We start from the raw sequence: 15401 nt of genomic DNA, 5'->3' as shown, positions 1-15401 counted from the left end.
GGCCCGCTCACGCGACCTCGCCCCGGCGACCTTCTGTCAAAGGAGGGACTTCACCGCGACGGTGAGCACCAGCTGGGCCAGGGCCAGCGGAACCAGGACCAGCCAGCAGAGGCGTTGCAGCTGGTCCTCGCGCAGGCGCGGGTAGGTGACCCGGAACCAGATGATCACGAAGGACAGGGCGCCGATCTTGAGCAGGGTCCACAGCCAGCCGAGCTGATCGCTGAACGGGCCGTGCCAGCCACCGAGGAACAGGACCGTGGTGAGGCCGGCGATCACGATGATGCCCACATATTCGGCGAGCAGGAAGAACGCGAAGCGCAGGCCGGTGTACTCGGTCATGTAGCCGAAGACCAGCTCGGAGTCGGCGATCGGCATGTCGAACGGAGGGCGGCGGATCTCGGCCAGGCCGGCCACGAAGAACACCACCGCGGCCGGGGCCTGCCAGATCAGCCACCACGGACGCCAGACCTCGACGATGCCGGGCAGGCTCAGCGTGCCGGCCGCCATCGCCACGCTCGCCGCGGCCAGCACCAACGGCAGCTCGTAACCGAGCAGCTGGGCGGCGCCGCGCAGGCCGCCGAGCAGGCTGTACTTGTTGGCCGAGGCCCAGGCGGACATCAGCACCGCGACCACGCCGAACCCGAGGACGGCCAGGACCAGGAAGAGGCCGATGTCCAGGCGCTGGGCGACCAGGCCGTGCGGGCCGAGCGGGATGGTCAGGATGACCACCAGGTAGGGGAAGAGCGCGACGATCGGGGCCAGCCGGAAGACCTGACGGTCGGCGCCGTGCGGGTGGACGTCCTCCTTCTGGACGAACTTGACGCCGTCGGCGACCAGCTGGGCCCAGCCGTGGAAGGCGCCGGCGTACATCGGGCCGACCCGGCCCTGCATGTGCGCCATCACCTTGTGCTCGGCCTGGCCGACCAGCAGCGGGAGGACCAGGAAGCCGACCATGACACCGGCGACGCGGATGAGGAGGTCCAGCCAGAGCGGCATCAGTTCGCCTCTTCCCCGGTCGTCTTCGGCTGCTCGGCGGGCTTGTCGGCGGGCATTGCGGCCGCCTCGTCGGTCGCGGCGGGCTTCGCGGCTGCCGCCGGATTTCCGGTACTCGGTGGGCGCGCCGGGCGCTCCCCTCGGGCCGGACGCTCGCCCCGGGCCGGGCGCGCCGGGGTCTCCGGCGGTGGGATCTTGCCCTTCATCGGGCCCCACTCGTTCGGGTCCGGGACGCCGGGCGGGCGCATCGGGGCGCGCTTGGCCGTGCCGGCCTCGGACTCCCCCGGCTCCTTGGCGCCCGGCCACGGTTTCGCCACCCGGGAGGCCAGCACGAACTCCTTGCGCAACGGGTGCCCCTCGAACTCCGGCGGCAGCAGCAGCGGCCGCAGATCGGGGTGCCGGGCGAAGACGATGCCGAACATCTCGTGCGTCTCCCGCTCGTGCCAGGCCGCACCCGGGTAGAGGTCCACCAGGGACTCCACCTCCGGATCGGCCCGCGGCACCCGGGTCCGCAGCAGCACGCCGTGCCGGCGCCGGGTCGACCACAGGTGGGCGACCACGTCGAACCCGTCGGCCAGCTCGTCCACCGCGGACAGCCAGTCGAAGAAGTCGCAGCCCAGCGCGCCCGGGTCCTGAGCGATCGTGGCGGCGTGCCACCAGCGGGCGACCGGCACGTCGACGACCGCGCGGGCATGGCCCGGACCGCCGCCGGAGACGCTCGCGGTGACCTCGCCCGGGGCCGGGTCGTCCGTCGCCAGCAGCGCTACCAGTCGCTCTCCGACCTCTTCGGGCGTCATAGCGGTCATCCTATGGTCCGGGGCGGCACTGCAACCCGCCGCCGGGCGCGAACGTGTAGTCGCCGTGACAGCCATCGCCGGACACCGATCGGAGGCGTCGAGCATCGTGCCGCACGACCCGCCTTCGTTCGACGAGGTGTACGCCGCCCACTACGCCGATCTGACCGTCCAGTTGTACGCCTACTTCGGCGATCGGCAGGAGGCGCAGGATGTCGTACAGGAAGCTTTCTGCCGGGCCCTGGCCCGCTGGCGGACCGTTTCCCGGTACGACGATCCGGTCGCCTGGGTCCGCCGGGTCGCCTGGAACCTGGCGGTCAGCCGGTGGCGGCGGGCCCGCACCGCGCTCGGCTTCCTGCGCCGGCAACCGAGCGTCGAACCGCGCGCCGACGGGCCGGAACCGGACCGGGTGGCGCTGCTCGCGGCGCTCGCCGAGCTGCCCGACACGCAGCGCCGGGCGTTGGTCCTGCACTACCTGGCGGACATGCCGGTCGGCGAGGTGGCCCGCCGGGAAGGGGTCGCCGAGGGCACGGTGAAGTCCTGGCTGCACCGCGGCCGGGCCGCGATGGCCGCCCGCCTGAAGATGAGCGACACCGCCGGAGGCGAGCGATGACCGACCAACTCGAACACCTCTTCGCCGACCTGCGGGCCGAGACGCTGCCCCGGATCACGCCGCCGGGCGTGGCCGCGGTCCGGGCCACGGTCCGGCGCCGGCGGGTGCGGCGGACCGCGCTGGCCGCCGGCCTGGCCGCGATGGCCGCGGTGGGCGCCGGATACGCCGTCTCGTTGCCGTCCCCGCCGGAGCTGCCGGCCCAGCCCTCCCCCACCCTCTCCGCGGAGCAGCGCAACTCGCTGGCCCTGGAGGCCGCCCGCTCGATCGGTCTGCACGACGCCGCGCTGCAGAACGGCGGGACGAGCGCCTCAGCCGGCCCGCTGCTCGCCAAGCGACTGCTGCGCGGCGACTACCAGCTCTCCGCCGCCTGCGCGGGTGACCGGGGCAGCGTCGACCTGCACGTCGCCGGCCGGACGCTGACGCTGGCGTGCGGCCGGGAACCGCTCCAGAGGTCGCTCACCTTCACCGTCTCCGGAGCGACCGAGCGGGTCGTCGTCGACGCCCGCCCGGACCCGGCGGCGCTGGACCGGGTCGGTGTCGCGTGGACGCTCAGCATGACCCCGGTGTCGATGAGGCGGCTGGCCGAGACCGCCGAGAAGGCCCTCGGCGAGAACCCGGCCGGGCGCCGGGCGTTCTTCCTCGACAGCCTCTCCAGCCCGGGCGACGGCGCCCTGCCGTCCGGTGACATCCGGATCACCGTGGCCTGCGCCGGCACCGGCACGTTCCGGATGGACATCGGCGACGAGGCGGCGATGGACCCGCGGAGCACCTCGGTCGCCGCCTACGACGGGAAGTGCGACGGGACGGCGGGGCACTTCGACGTCACCGTGCCGGCCGGCACCAAACGGATGATCATCGTGATGACGCCGTCCACCGCGGCGCTCGGGCAGGCCGCTCTGGCCTACCGGGTCACGACGCGCTGAGCGGGCTCACAGGCCGGGGATGCGGCCGTTGCGGAACACGTCGACGAAGTCCTGGTGGTCCTCGCGGGCCTGGTCGCCGTACCGGTGGGCGAAATCGACCAGGTGCGCGACGAAACCCGCCGGGTCCCGGTCGACCACCGCGACGATCGCCTCCTCGGTGGAGAAGTCCACCAGGTCGTGGCTGGACTCGTCGTCGGCGACCGAGTGCATCCGGGCCACCGCGCGGCCCAGGTCGGTGACCACCCCGGACAGCTCCTCCGGCTCGTTGACATCCGACCAGTCCAGGTCGGCGGCATAGGGCGACACCTCGGCGACCAGCTGGCCGACGCCGTCCAGCTCGGTGAAGCCCAGCCACGGGTCGGCGTGCGCCTGCAGCGCCCGCTGCGACTCGGCGGTCCGGTGGCCCTGGTGCTTGAAGTAGGACCGCACCCGGTCGTCGTCGATCCACCGGGCGACGGCCGGGACCTGCGCCTGCTTCATGTAGATGACCACGTCGTTCTCCAGGGCCTCGGTGTGACCCTCGAGCAGCAGGTTGTAGGAGGGCAGGCCGGCCGAGCCGATGCCGACGCCCTTGCGCAGCTTGATGTCCTTGATGTGCGTCGAGATGCTCCGGCCGGCGTCCGGCAGGGTGCCCAGGTACTGCTGGAAGGCGTCGGTGACCTGGGCGGCGGTGGCCTCGTCGACCTCGTAGACGCCCTCGCCGACGGAGAACCGGCGCTCGTACTCGTCGATCGTGGTCTGCGCGCTGAGCAGGTCGACCCGGGTGTTCAGCCGGGCCTCCTGGAGCACCCGGCGCAGCGCCCCGGTCGCGTTCTCCAAGGTGATCGAGCCGATCGCGTCGTCGCCGCCGTGCGCGATCGCCCGCAGCTCGGTCAGGTAGGACTCGGCGAACGCGGTGACCAGCGCGGAGATGTTGTCGTCGGAGAGCGCCTTGGAGTAACCGATCAGCGCCACGCTGGCCGCGAAGCGTTTCAGATCCCAGGAGAACGGCCCGACGTACGCCTCGTCGAAGTCGTTGACGTTGAAGACCAGCCGGCCGGACGAATTCATGTACGTCCCGAAGTTCTCCGCGTGCAGGTCACCGTGGATCCACACCCGGCTGGTCCGCTCGTCGAGAAAACTGTCGTCCCGGTGGTCACCGACCTGGTCGGCGTAGAACAGCGACGCGCTGCCCCGGTAGAACGCGAACGGGGAGGCCGCCATCTTCCGGAACTTGCGGCGGAACGCCGCCGGGTCGATCGCCATCAGCTCGCCGAACTCACGAGCCAGGACGTCGACGATGAAGTCAGCACGAGACGCGTCGCTCATGCCGATCACGCTAGACCGGCGGAGCCACCACCGGAGCGGTTAACGCGGCCGCGTCCTTCAGCAACGGGTCCGGGCGGGACACGCCACCCGGGCCGGACTGCTCGGCGGCGATCTTCTCCTGCAGGCGGAGGATGCCGTGCAGCAGGGCCTCCGGGCGGGGCGGGCAGCCCGGGACGTAGACGTCCACCGGGATGATCTGGTCGACGCCCTTGGTGACCGAGTAGGAGTCCCAGTACGGTCCGCCGCAGTTCGAGCAGGAGCCGAACGAGATGACGTATTTCGGCTCCGGCATCTGGTCGTAGAGCCGCTTGATCGCCGGGGCCATCTTGTCGGTGACCGTGCCGGAGACCACCATCAGGTCGGCCTGCCGCGGCCCGTGCGCGAACGGGATCACCCCGAGCCGCATGAAGTCGTGCCGGCTCATGCTGGACGCGATGAACTCGATCGCGCAGCAGGCCAGCCCGAAGTTGAACACCCACAGCGAATAGCGGCGCCCCCAGTTCAGCACGAACCGGATGGGTTCACCGAGCACGCCAGGAAGGGCCATCGGCTCAACCTACTGCATTCGCGTACGGCTCGGTCAGCGTCATCGGGCGACGCGCCACCTCCAGGACCCGCTCCGGAAAGTTCGGCCCCTCGGTGTAGAAGCGGGCTCGAGTGCGGCCCACCGGTTCCAGCAGCCCGGCGGCGGCCAAGTCGCGCAAGTCGCGTTCAGCCTGGCCCTGCACCAGTTGCGCCTGCTGGTGGTGATAGGCGGTGAGGTGGAATCTGATCCAGGCCCGTCCTCGGCGTTCAGCCAGTCGACGAATTCGCTGATCAGCCCGGGAACTTCCTGGGCATTTGGGCGCGGTGTAGGCGATGGAGCGGGTCCGGTGTCCCGGGGCGGTGACGCATCAATAGCGTCAAGCACCTTGCGCCGGGCGTTGGAGCAGGCTCAGGAAGCCGGTCAGCAAAGCCTCCCGCAACGCCGGTGGGGCGGCGTTCAGCAGCGTGTTCACCTCGGCCATCCGGCTGAAGTCGCCGCCGCCCAGGCCCAGGCCGGCGGCTAGGCCGGCGATGAAGTCCGGGGTGATCATCTCGGGCGAGAGCGGCGGCAGGTCCGGGACCTGGACGGGCCCGCGCGCCTCCGCGGCCGCGACCGCGTCGGAGAGGTCCGACGCGAACGACGCCGCCGTGTCGCGGACCGACGCGGTCACCGTGAGGTGGATGGTCGGGGGCAGCTCGCGGTACGCCATCTGCGGCTGGGTGTGCCAGCCGCGCGCGGCCAGCTCGTCGGCCAGCACGAACAGGTCGACGCCGGCCGAGGCCAGGCAGACCACGCTGGTCTCCGGCGGCGCGTACAGGCGGACTCCGTCGACGGCGGTGACCGCGTCGGCGAGGATGCCGACCGCCTCCCGGGTCGCGGCGGCCAGCTCCAGGTAGCCGGCGTCGCCGAGGGAGCGCAGGGTGGCCAGGGCCGCGGCGATCGGCCCGCCGGAGCGGGTGGACGAGATGACCGGGTTGATCATGGTGTAGCCGGGCCAGTCGGCGTAGGCGAAGTACTGCGGGCGGCGCAGCTCCTCGCTGGCGTGCAGCAGGATCGAGACGCCCTTCGGCGCGTACGCGTACTTGTGCAGGTCGACCGAGATGCTGGTGACGCCGGGCACGGACAGGTCGAACGGCGGCAGGTCGGCGCCGAGCCGCCGCAGGTAGGGCAGGATCCAGCCGCCGAAGCAGGCGTCGACGTGGAAGCGCACGCCATGTGCGGCGGCGACGGCGGCGATGGCGGGGATCGGGTCGACCACGCCGTGTGCGTACGACGGGGCGGAGGCGGCGACCAGCACGGTGTCCGGCCCGATCGCCGCGGAGATCAGCGAAGGGTCCGCCCGGAGGTCCTTCACCGGCACGACGTCGAGCCCGACCCGCAGGTAGTGCGCCGCTTTGGCGAACGCCGCGTGCGCCGTGGACGGCACGACCAGGCGCGGATCGCGGATCGACGGGTGCGCGTCCCGGGCCGCCTTCACCGCCAGGATCAGCGACTCGGTGCCGCCGCTGGTCACGCTGCCGACCGTGGCGTCGTCCCCGCCGAGCAGCCGGGCGGCCGCGCCGACCAGCGCGTTCTCCATGGCCAGCAGGGACGGGAAGGCGGTCGGGTCGAGGCCGTTGACCGAGGCGGAGAGCGCGTACGCCTGCCGCGCCAGCTCATCCAGGCCGGCCACGGCCGGGTCGTAGACGTACGCGAAAAGCCGCCCGCCGTGCGTGGGCAGATCGGCGGACCGCAACCCGCGCAGCTCCGAGAGGATCTGGTCGGCCGGCACGCCCTTCTCCGGAAGCGCGTCGATCATGGGTTGATCCTCTCCTGGTAGCCGCGGAGCAGCACGACCCCGGCGCCGACCAGCAGCGCCGGAAGCACGGTGAAGCCGAGCAGCACGCCGAGCCGCGCGGTGCCGTCCTGCACGGCCGCCTCCCCGGTCGCCGACGAGACGTAGCCGAAGACCTGCAGCATCAGGGCGTAGATGCCGGGACCCAGGGCCAGGCCGAGGGTCTCCCCCGCGGTCCACAGGCCGGTGAACACGCCGGCCTGCCGGCGGCCGGTGCGCGCGGTGTCGAAGGCGATGCAGTCCGGCAGCATGGCCATCGCGAACACCTGCTGGCCGGCGTATCCGGCGCCGACCAGCGCGACGATCAGGTAGACCGGCACCGCGGGCAGCACCTCGGCGCTGAGCAGCAGCAGAGCGCCGGCCGCGAAGAGCAGCGAGGCGGCGATCAGCGAGCGGAGCTTGCCCCACCGCTTGCCGATCGCCGTCCAGAGCGGCATGACCAGCAGCGCCGGGCCGACGAACGCGGCGAACAGGAACGTCCCGCCGGTCTCCTGGCGCAGCACGTGGTCGGCGAAGTACTGCACCCCGGCCAGCATGGTGCCGATCCCGGCCGCCTGCACGATCCAGCACAGCAGCAACGCGCGGAACGGGGCGTTCCCGGAGGCGACGCGCAGCTGGGCGACGAGGCTCGGCTCGGCCTCCCGGGCGGTGCGGGACTCGGCTCGGCGCGTACCGAAGAAGGTGCCGACCGTGCCCACCGCGATCAGCGCGGCGACGAACAACCCGGCCCACCGGTGGCCGATCCGGCCCCCGCCGGTCGTCTCGACGATCAGCGGCGCCAGCGCGCCGGAGATCAGGATGGCCAGCGCCAGGACGGCGACCCGCCAGGTCATCAGCCGGGTCCGCTCGCCGTAGCCGTCGGTCAGCTCGGCCGGCATCGCGACGTAGGGCACCTGGAAGAAGGCGTAGGCGGTGGCCGCGGCGAGGAAGGCGACCGCGACGTAGGTGGCGGAGGCAGCCACGCCGGCGAACGGCGCCGCGAAGATCGCCGCGAACAGCACGCTCAGCAGCAGGCCCGCGACCAGCAGAAACGGCCGCCGGGAGCCGGTCCGGTCGGAGATCCGGCCGGCCAGCGGGTTGACCAGGACGTCCCACGCCTTCGGCAGCAGCACGAGGAGCCCGGATACACCGGCTGCAACACCCAGCGTGTCGGTCAGATACGGCAGAAGCAACAATCCGGGCACCGTCCCGAAGGCGCCGGTGACCAGGGAACCGAGCGCATACCCAGCCAAAACAGGCCTGGGCAGGACACTCGCCCGGATTACCACGGGAGAGGGACCGGTGGGCGTCATCGACGCGCATCGTAACCATGATCGGGCGTTGCCGCCTACGCTCGCCGCATGGGAAGCGTTGCGGCCGGCGTCGCCGCGAGCCATCCGGCGACCGCCCGCACCGGAGTGCGGATTCTCGAAGCGGGCGGCACCGCCGCCGACGCGGCGGTCGCCGCCGTTCTGGCCTGCTGCGTCGCCGAGACGATCTATACCGGGATCGGTGGTGGCGGGTTCGCCACCTACTTCGACGCGCGCACCGGCGAGGTCACCTGTCTGGACTTCTTCGTCGCGGTGCCGGGTCTGGACGGGGACCGGAAGCCGGAGCCGATGGTCGCGGTGGACGTGTTCTTCGGCGGGCTGCCACAGATCTACTCGATCGGCGGGGCCAGCGTGGCCGTGCCGGGGGTACCCGCCGGGCTGGGTGAGGTGCACCGGCGCTGGGGCCGGCTGCCCTGGTCGGAGGTGGTCGCCCCGGCGGCCGGCCTGGCCCGGACCGGCGTGCTGCTGCCGGCCGCGCACGCCCGCACGCTGAAGTCGTGCGCGCCGGCGCTGGCCTACGGCGACGGCGCCGCGCCCTACCAGCCGGGCGGCCGCCTGCTGGAGAGCGACGAGCTGCTCTTCCACCACGGCCTGGCCACCGCGATGGACGCGCTCGCGGCGGACGGGCCGGAGGTGTTCTACACCGGGGAGTACGCGGATCTGCTGGTCGCCACGGTCCGCGAGGCCGGCGGCACGCTCGGCCCGGCCGACCTGGCCAGTTACCGGGTGGCCGAGGCGCCGGTGGACAACGCTCGGCTGGGCGATTACCGGGTCTGCGCCCGGCACGACCTGAACCGGACGGTGGACACGATCGGCGCGCTGCCGGCCGACCTGTCCCGCCCGGGCCGCGCCGCCGGGGTCGCCGCCGCGCTGCGCAACCTCGGGGCGCAGCGGCTGGGCGACACCACGAACGTCTCGGTGGTCGACCCGGAGGGCAACGCCTGCGTGATCACCACGACGCTCGGGCTGGGCGCCGGGGTGTGGCTGCCCGGGCTGGGGATCAACCTGAACTCGATGCTCGGCGAGGGCGAGCTGCTCACCGAGGAGCTGGTGCCCGGGCGGCGGATGTCGTCCTACATGTGCCCGCTGGTGGTGATCGGCCCGGACGACTCGCTCGCCGTGGCGGCCGGCTCGGCGGGCGCCTCGCGGATCCGTACCGCGCTGGTGGACACGCTGCTCGGGGTGCTGGTGGACGGCCTGGACGTGGCGGACGCGATCGCCCGGCCCCGGTTCCACGCGGTGGAGGACACCATCCACGCCGAGCACGGGTGCTCGGTGGACGAGCTGACCGTGCTGCGCGAGGCCGGGTGGCAGGTGGTCGAGTGGCCGGACCTCAACCACTACTTCGGCGGGGTGACCGCGGTCGGCCCGGCCGGCGCCGCGGGCGACCCACGCCGCGGCGGCGTCGGGCTGCTCCTCTAACGCCTGCTTCGGCGCCGGTCACATCCGGCGGGCGGCGGTCGCCTCGGACGCGGCGGCGGTCTCCCGCAGCGCCACCTCCAGGTCGGTCGGGGCCAGGCCGAAGGTCCGCTCGGTGAGCGAGCTGTCCATGTGGAACGGCGCGTAGAACTGGTAGTCCATCTCGGCCAGCTCGCGGGCGATCGGCACCACCAGGCCGGCCGTGCGCATCACGAACCGCGGCAGGCTGCGCACCGTCACCTGCGGCACGCCGGCCACCGCGCAGTACCGCTGGGCCAGCTCGCGCATCGTGATCGCCGGGCCGGACGGCACGTGCCACGCCTGGCCGAACGCCCGCTCGTCGCGGGCCAGAGTGACCAGCGCGCGGGCCATGTCACCGGTGTAGGTGAAGGTGTGCGGCGCGTCGACGTCGCCCGGCGCCCAGGCCGTGCGGCCCTTGGTGATCGCCGGCAGCAGCACCGCGGACAGCGTGCTGACCGCGCCGGCGCCGACGTAGTCCGAGGCGCGGACCTCGACCGTACGGACGCCGCTGGCCAGCGCGTCCTCCCACATCTTGATCCGGATCCGGCCCTTGCGGCCGGTCGCGGCGAGCGGGGTGCGCTCGGTCATCCGGCCGCCCGGCTGCGGGCCGTAGCCGTACAGGTTCCCGGTGATCGCGTAGACCGCGCCGGACGCCTTGGCCGCGGCGATCATCGCGTCGTTCATCGGGAACCACTTGTCGGCCCACTCGGTGTACTTCGGGTTCGCACAGTTGTAGATCACCTCGGCGTCGCGGGACAGCTCGGTCAGCCGGCCGGCGTCGGCGGCGTCGGCGGCGACCCGCTCGATCAGCGGGTGCTCCGGGCCGCTGCCGCTGCGGGTCACCACGCGGACCCGCTCGCCCTGCTCGGCCAGGATCCGGGCGACGCCGGAGCCGATCGGACCGGAACCGATGATCACGTGCGACATAACTGTTCTCCTTTGCGAGCAGTGCTCTCTGTCGAGAACAACGATGCCAGTTTTCCCGCGGCTTCGCAAGAGCAGTGCTCTCGTTGTGGCACACTGACCCCCATGAGTGCCGCCAACCTGCGCGCCCGGGTCCGGGCCGAGATGACCGAAGAGATCAAGCAGGTGGCCCGGCGCCACCTGGCAACCGACGGGGCCAACCTCTCGTTACGGGCCGTCGCGCGCGACCTGGGGATGGCCTCGTCCGCGGTGTACCGCTACTTCGCCAGCCGGGACGAGCTGCTCACCGCGCTGATCATCGACGCCTACGAGGCGGTCGGCGAGGCCGCCGCGCACGCCGCCACGCCGGTCGCCGACCCGGGGGCGCGCTGGATCACGATCGGACACGCGGTGCGGGACTGGGCGCTGGCCAACCCGCACCAGTGGGCGCTCATCTACGGCAGCCCGGTGCCGGGTTACCAGGCGCCGCAGGACACCATCGAGCCGGCCATCCGGGTGATCATGCTGCTCGCCGAGACGCTGCGGGACGCCCTGCAGGCCGGGCGGCTCACCGGGGTCCCGGAGCAGCCTAAGGGGCGGTTCGGGGCGGAGATGGCCGCGGTCGCCCAGCATTTCGGCCCGGACGTGCCGGCGCACCTGGTGGGGGCGACGATGTATGGCTTCCTGCACCTCTGCGGGGCGATCAGCGCGGAGCTCTTCGGGCAGCTGAACAACACGATCGAAGACGATCGCCGCGGCTTCTTCGAGTGGCAGATGCACGCGACGGCGAAGTTCGCGGGCCTTTCCAGCTGAAGATCACATTCTTCCGGTACGCCGGTCCGCTCGGGTGCGGATCGCATGCTCCCGGCACCCCTCTGTCAAGGGGTTGGTGTGAGGGGTGTTTTAGGGTGGTGGTTGGCGGGTCCGGGTTGTGACTTTTCCGAAGTGTCGATCTTGGGGTTTGGGTCGGCCGCGCTGGAGTTCAGAGTCGCCCCCGTGTGTCCTCCCGGACCCGTCGCTGTCTGTTGTGCCGTGTGGTCGTCTTTGATCATTTGGCGGTAGACGGTGTCGGACAGGCGTCGTTTCAACGCTCGCATGGCTTCCATCGCGGTTTTGCCTTCGGCGCGTTTGCGCTGGTAGTAGGCGCGGCCGGGGGTGTCGAAGCGGAGCTGGGTGATGGCCATGATGTGCAGGACCCGGTTGATGCGCCGGTTCCCGGCCCGGTTGAGCCGGTGATGATGGTTGTCGCCGGAGGACACGTCGATGGGGGCGGTGCCGTTCCAGGTGGCGAAGTGCCCGCGGGTCGGGAAGCGGCTGATGTCGCCGATGTCGCCGAGCAGGCGGGCGGCGCCGGAGGGGCCGATGCCGTTGAGGCTGGTCAGCTGGGTGCCGGTGGCGGCCAGCACGGTCTTCAGCTGCCGGTTGGCTGCTTTGATCTTGGTGTCCAGGGTGGTGAGCTCGTCGGCCAGGTCGCCGGCCAGCTGATAGCGGGTGGCGGTGACGATGTCGCCGGCCGGGACGCTGACGCGTTCGAGCAGGGTGCGGGCCTGGTCGGTGGTCAGGTTCTTCTTCGCGCCGCCGGGGATCAGTTCGAGCAGTAGCTGGTGCAGCCGGTTGATGGTCTCGGTGCGGGTGGCGCCGAGCTGGTCGCGGCGGTCGGCCAGCAGCCGCAGCGCGACGGTGGCGCCGTCGGCGTGAACGCGGCGCAGGCCCGGGGTGCGCAGGGCGGTCACCGCGATGTGGTGCGCGTCGTGACCGTCGGTTTTACGGCCGTGCCCGGTGTCAAAGTTGCGGGCTTTCGCGGCGAGTTTCGCCGGGACGTCCAGCACGGTTTCGCCGTCGGCGACCAGCCGCTGGGCCAGGTGCCGGCCGATGCCGTTACAGCCCTCGACCGCCCACACCCGGCCGGCGTGACGGCGGCCGGCGGCGAGCATCTGCTGGTAGCCACCGGTGTCGGTGCCGTACCTGCCACGGGCCAGCACCTGTTCACGCTCGTTGATGATCTCGATCGTCGCGGACCGCTTGTGCGGATCGACTCCAATGATCAGCTGACCCATGTACCCGTTGACCTTCCCGTCGTCGCGGCAGAACCACACCAGCGGGAGGGCAACGCTACTTACAGCTGGGCAAACCCCTCTTCAGCCACTCCGCGCCACGGTGACCGGCAGGGTCCAAGCCGGGAGAGAGCCACACCCCGCCATATGAGTGGGCAGCGCGGGCCTGAGCACCCTACCGATCACCTCGACCAAGCCTGGCCGGGCCGCGGTCGTACACCAAATTCTCTTTAAGTAGCGCGGGCCGGGCGTGGCGATCTGGCCGCTGGCGCGTCCAGAGCGATCGCCGCACCCTTTACTGCCCGCGGGTGGTTCCGGAGATCAAAACCGCCGGGCGCGGAGCGAAGCCGGACGATAGCGGGGTCTCGGTCGGCGGGCTCGGGCTCGGGCCGGGGGCGGCGGGCGCGGGTCAGCGGCGGCGGGCGTGCAGGACGTGGCCGCCGGGGGTTTCCGCGGGGACGTCCGGGCGGTTGAAGTAGCGGGCCGCGAGCTGGGCCGGGCCCAGGTCCTCGATCTCGGCGAAGCCGAGTTTGTCGAGGTCGGCGGCGATCTCCTCGGGCTCGGCGAAGCTCAGCCACGGTTCGCCGAGCTTGGCGACCCGGGCGGCGCGGGCCTCCAGGGCGGCACGCCGCTCGGCCGGCATCCGCTCCGGCGACTGGGCGTAGTCGAAGGCGACCTCGTTGCCCACTCGCCCCCCGATGCAGCCCAGCGTCTCGGCAAACGCCTCCGCCGTCAGGTACGGCGCCACGCCCAGCCAGAGGAAGAACGCCGGCTCGTCCAGGTCCAGGCGGTCGGCGAGGCTCTCCTTCTCGAAGTCGATCCCGACATATCGCAAGCCGGCCGGCATCGCGATGCCGGCCCGGGCCAGCCGCTCGCGTTTCCAGGCCTGGGTGTCCGGGTGATCGATCTCGGTCACCTGCAGGCCCGGGTGCGGGTTGCGATAGGCGAAGGTGTCGAGCCCGGCGCCCAGCACCACGAGCCGGCCGACGCCCCGGGACACCGCAGCCGCCAGGTGGTCCTCGGCGAAGCGGTGCCGGGCCGCGATGAACAGGCGCATCCCGCGGCGCGGCGCGTCCCGGGCCAGATCCTCCGCGTCGGCGCCGAGCACCCGCAGGGCGAGCGGGTCGCGGAAGATCGACCCGTGCTCCAGCACCTGGTGTGCGGCGCGGTACCGCGCCGCGCTGTACGCGGTCCTACTCGCCTGTCCGGTCTCCATCAGGTGCCCACCCGGCCTCGTCGATCCTTACCCGGTCGCCGCGCAACGGTACGCCCTCGGCCAGCAGCCGCGCCCGCGCCTCCCGTTCGTGGCCGGGCGGCAGCCGCCCGGCGCTGGTCACCACCCGGTGCCAGGGCACCCCGCCACCGTGCCGGGCCATGATGCCGCCGATCTGCCGGGGCGAGTTGCGGCCGGAGCGCTCGGCCAGCGCGTCGGCGATCGCGCCGTACGACATCACCCGGCCCTCCGGGATGCTCTCGACCAGGGTGAGGACCGCTTCGACGTACTCCTCGGGTGTCATCACCGGCCACGATATGGGATCCGCGGCGGTCCGGCACCGGGCGGCCGAGCAGAATGGGCCGAGTGCGGGAAGTGGTGACCGGTGCGCGCCGGATCGTGGTCAAGGTGGGGTCGTCCTCGCTGACCACGGCGGCGGGCGGCATCGATGAGCAGCGGTTGGACAGCCTGGTCGACGTCCTGGGCGGGCTGGCCGGCGAGGGTCGTGAGGTGGTCCTGGTCTCCAGCGGCGCGATCGCCGCCGGGCTGGCCCCGTTGCAGCTGCGCCGCCGGCCCCGGGACCTGGCCACCCAGCAGGCCGCCGCCGCGGTCGGCCAGGGCCTGCTGATCGGGCGGTACACCGCGGGCTTCGCCCGGCACGGCCTGACCGTGGCGCAGGTGCTGCTCACCGTGGACGACGTGACCCGGCGGGCGCACTACCGGAACGCGTACCGGACGCTGCGCAAGCTGCTGGACCTGGGCGCCCTGCCGATCGTCAACGAGAACGACACGGTGGCCACCGAGGAGATCCGGTTCGGCGACAACGACCGGCTGGCCGCCCTGGTCGCCGCCCTGGTTCAGGCCGACTTGCTGGTGCTGCTCTCCGATGTGGACGCCCTCTACACCGGCAGCCCGTCCGACCCGGCCGCCCGGCGGATCCCGCTGGTCCGCGACGACGCCGACCTGGCCGGGGTGACGATCGGCTCGGCCGGCAGGTCCGGGGTCGGCACCGGCGGCATGGTCACCAAGGTGGAGGCGGCCCGGATCGCCACCGGTTTCGGCATCCCGGTGGTGCTGACCGCCGCCCCGCTGGCCGCGCCGGCACTGGCCGGTGACGAGGTCGGCACGCTCTTCGAGGCGTCCGCCAGCCGGCCCACCGCCCGGCTGTTCTGGCTGGCCCACGCCACCGCGCCGCGCGGCCGGCTGCACCTGGACGAGGGCGCGGTCGCCGCCGTGGTGGCCCGGCGCAAGTCGCTGCTGCCGGCCGGGATCACCGCGGTGGACGGCTCGTTCGCGGCCGGCGACCCGGTCGACCTGGTGGACGCCGGTTCCGGCACCCCGGTCGCCCGTGGCCTGGTCAACTACGACGCGGTGGAGCTGCCGGCGCTGCTCGGCCGGTCCACTCCGGAACTGGCCGCGGCGCTCGGTCCGGGCTATGAACGAGAGGTGGTCCACCGTGACGACCTCGTCCTCCTCTGACTGTCAGGAAG

Annotated in this window: 16 protein-coding genes; 5 read left to right on the top strand and 11 right to left on the bottom strand. The window is 72.4% G+C overall.

All coding sequences use genetic code 11. From position 1 onward, the window contains the following. Nucleotides 1-36 precede the first annotated feature (36 nt). A complete protein-coding gene (locus tag BJY16_RS11275) occupies nt 37-996 on the bottom strand; it encodes a complex I subunit 1/NuoH family protein (RefSeq protein WP_185039399.1) in 960 nt (319 codons plus the stop codon). Continuing rightward, entirely contained in the window at nt 996-1790 is a 795-nt protein-coding gene (locus BJY16_RS11270; RefSeq protein WP_239178054.1) for an NADH-quinone oxidoreductase subunit C, read from the bottom strand. Before BJY16_RS11270 ends, BJY16_RS11275 begins: the two co-directional genes overlap by 1 nt. 73 nt (nt 1791-1863) lie before the next feature. Here BJY16_RS11270 and BJY16_RS11265 point away from each other — a divergent pair, with 73 nt between their 5' ends. Together BJY16_RS11265 and BJY16_RS11260 are read left to right on the top strand one after the other, a co-directional pair. Next, on the top strand, nt 1864-2400 hold the full coding sequence (locus BJY16_RS11265; RefSeq protein ID WP_239178056.1) for an RNA polymerase sigma factor: 537 nt from the start codon (nt 1864-1866) through the stop codon (nt 2398-2400). Then, nucleotides 2397-3323 carry a hypothetical protein gene (locus BJY16_RS11260; protein WP_185039397.1) on the top strand — a complete coding sequence of 309 codons (927 nt, stop codon included), beginning with the start codon at nt 2397-2399 and terminating at the stop codon, nt 3321-3323. The genes BJY16_RS11265 and BJY16_RS11260 overlap by 4 nt, the downstream gene beginning before the upstream one ends. A gap of 6 nt (nt 3324-3329) precedes the next feature. Here the strand turns inward: BJY16_RS11260 and BJY16_RS11255 are convergent, their stop codons facing one another. From BJY16_RS11255 to BJY16_RS11235, 5 genes are all read right to left on the bottom strand, one after another. Continuing rightward, a complete protein-coding gene (locus BJY16_RS11255) occupies nt 3330-4631 on the bottom strand; it encodes a DUF2252 domain-containing protein (RefSeq protein WP_185039395.1) in 1302 nt (433 codons plus the stop codon). A gap of 10 nt (nt 4632-4641) precedes the next feature. Beyond that, nucleotides 4642-5178, bottom strand: coding sequence for an NADH-quinone oxidoreductase subunit B (locus BJY16_RS11250; RefSeq protein WP_185039394.1), 537 nt, complete (start codon nt 5176-5178; stop codon nt 4642-4644). 4 nt (nt 5179-5182) lie between these two features. After that, nucleotides 5183-5335 carry a hypothetical protein gene (locus tag BJY16_RS11245; RefSeq protein WP_260418276.1) on the bottom strand — a complete coding sequence of 51 codons (153 nt, stop codon included), beginning with the start codon at nt 5333-5335 and terminating at the stop codon, nt 5183-5185. Nucleotides 5336-5533: 198 nt separating this feature from the next. Then, on the bottom strand, nt 5534-6955 hold the full coding sequence (locus tag BJY16_RS11240; RefSeq protein WP_185039392.1) for a pyridoxal phosphate-dependent decarboxylase family protein: 1422 nt from the start codon (nt 6953-6955) through the stop codon (nt 5534-5536). Then, on the bottom strand, nt 6952-8283 hold the full coding sequence (locus BJY16_RS11235) for an MFS transporter (RefSeq protein WP_185039390.1): 1332 nt from the start codon (nt 8281-8283) through the stop codon (nt 6952-6954). Before BJY16_RS11235 ends, BJY16_RS11240 begins: the two co-directional genes overlap by 4 nt. Before the next feature lie 48 nt (nt 8284-8331). Here BJY16_RS11235 and BJY16_RS11230 point away from each other — a divergent pair, with 48 nt between their 5' ends. Then, nucleotides 8332-9723 carry a gamma-glutamyltransferase gene (locus BJY16_RS11230; protein WP_185039388.1) on the top strand — a complete coding sequence of 464 codons (1392 nt, stop codon included), beginning with the start codon at nt 8332-8334 and terminating at the stop codon, nt 9721-9723. Between the two features lie 18 nt (nt 9724-9741). Here the strand turns inward: BJY16_RS11230 and BJY16_RS11225 are convergent, their stop codons facing one another. Next, the gene (locus tag BJY16_RS11225) at nt 9742-10668 is read right to left on the bottom strand and encodes an NAD-dependent epimerase/dehydratase family protein (RefSeq protein WP_185039386.1); all 927 of its coding nucleotides are present in this window, start codon (nt 10666-10668) and stop codon (nt 9742-9744) included. A gap of 102 nt (nt 10669-10770) precedes the next feature. On the opposite strand from BJY16_RS11225, the gene BJY16_RS11220 reads away from it, so the two are divergent. Further along, nucleotides 10771-11457 carry a TetR/AcrR family transcriptional regulator gene (locus tag BJY16_RS11220; protein ID WP_185039384.1) on the top strand — a complete coding sequence of 229 codons (687 nt, stop codon included), beginning with the start codon at nt 10771-10773 and terminating at the stop codon, nt 11455-11457. Between the two features lie 65 nt (nt 11458-11522). Here BJY16_RS11220 and BJY16_RS11215 read toward each other — a convergent pair whose 3' ends face one another. The 3 genes from BJY16_RS11215 to BJY16_RS11205 form a co-directional block, all read right to left on the bottom strand. Continuing rightward, complete coding sequence (locus BJY16_RS11215; RefSeq protein WP_311775284.1) at nt 11523-12740, bottom strand: IS110 family RNA-guided transposase; 1218 nt, start codon at nt 12738-12740, stop codon at nt 11523-11525. A 367-nt stretch (nt 12741-13107) separates the two neighbouring features. Further along, the gene (locus tag BJY16_RS11210) at nt 13108-13914 is read right to left on the bottom strand and encodes a class I SAM-dependent methyltransferase (RefSeq protein WP_185039382.1); all 807 of its coding nucleotides are present in this window, start codon (nt 13912-13914) and stop codon (nt 13108-13110) included. Then, nucleotides 13892-14215 (bottom strand): MGMT family protein, encoded by a 324-nt coding sequence (locus BJY16_RS11205; protein ID WP_185039381.1) that lies wholly within the window; start codon nt 14213-14215, stop codon nt 13892-13894. Before BJY16_RS11205 ends, BJY16_RS11210 begins: the two co-directional genes overlap by 23 nt. A gap of 62 nt (nt 14216-14277) precedes the next feature. Here BJY16_RS11205 and proB point away from each other — a divergent pair, with 62 nt between their 5' ends. Continuing rightward, on the top strand, nt 14278-15390 hold the full coding sequence (gene proB / locus BJY16_RS11200) for a glutamate 5-kinase (RefSeq protein ID WP_185039379.1): 1113 nt from the start codon (nt 14278-14280) through the stop codon (nt 15388-15390). Nucleotides 15391-15401 lie beyond the last annotated feature (11 nt).

This window comes from Actinoplanes octamycinicus, from assembly GCF_014205225.1.
GTDB lineage: Bacteria > Actinomycetota > Actinomycetes > Mycobacteriales > Micromonosporaceae > Actinoplanes > Actinoplanes octamycinicus.
The sequence above is the reverse complement of the archived record's forward strand: the minus strand, read 5'-3'. Positions and strand labels throughout refer to the sequence as shown.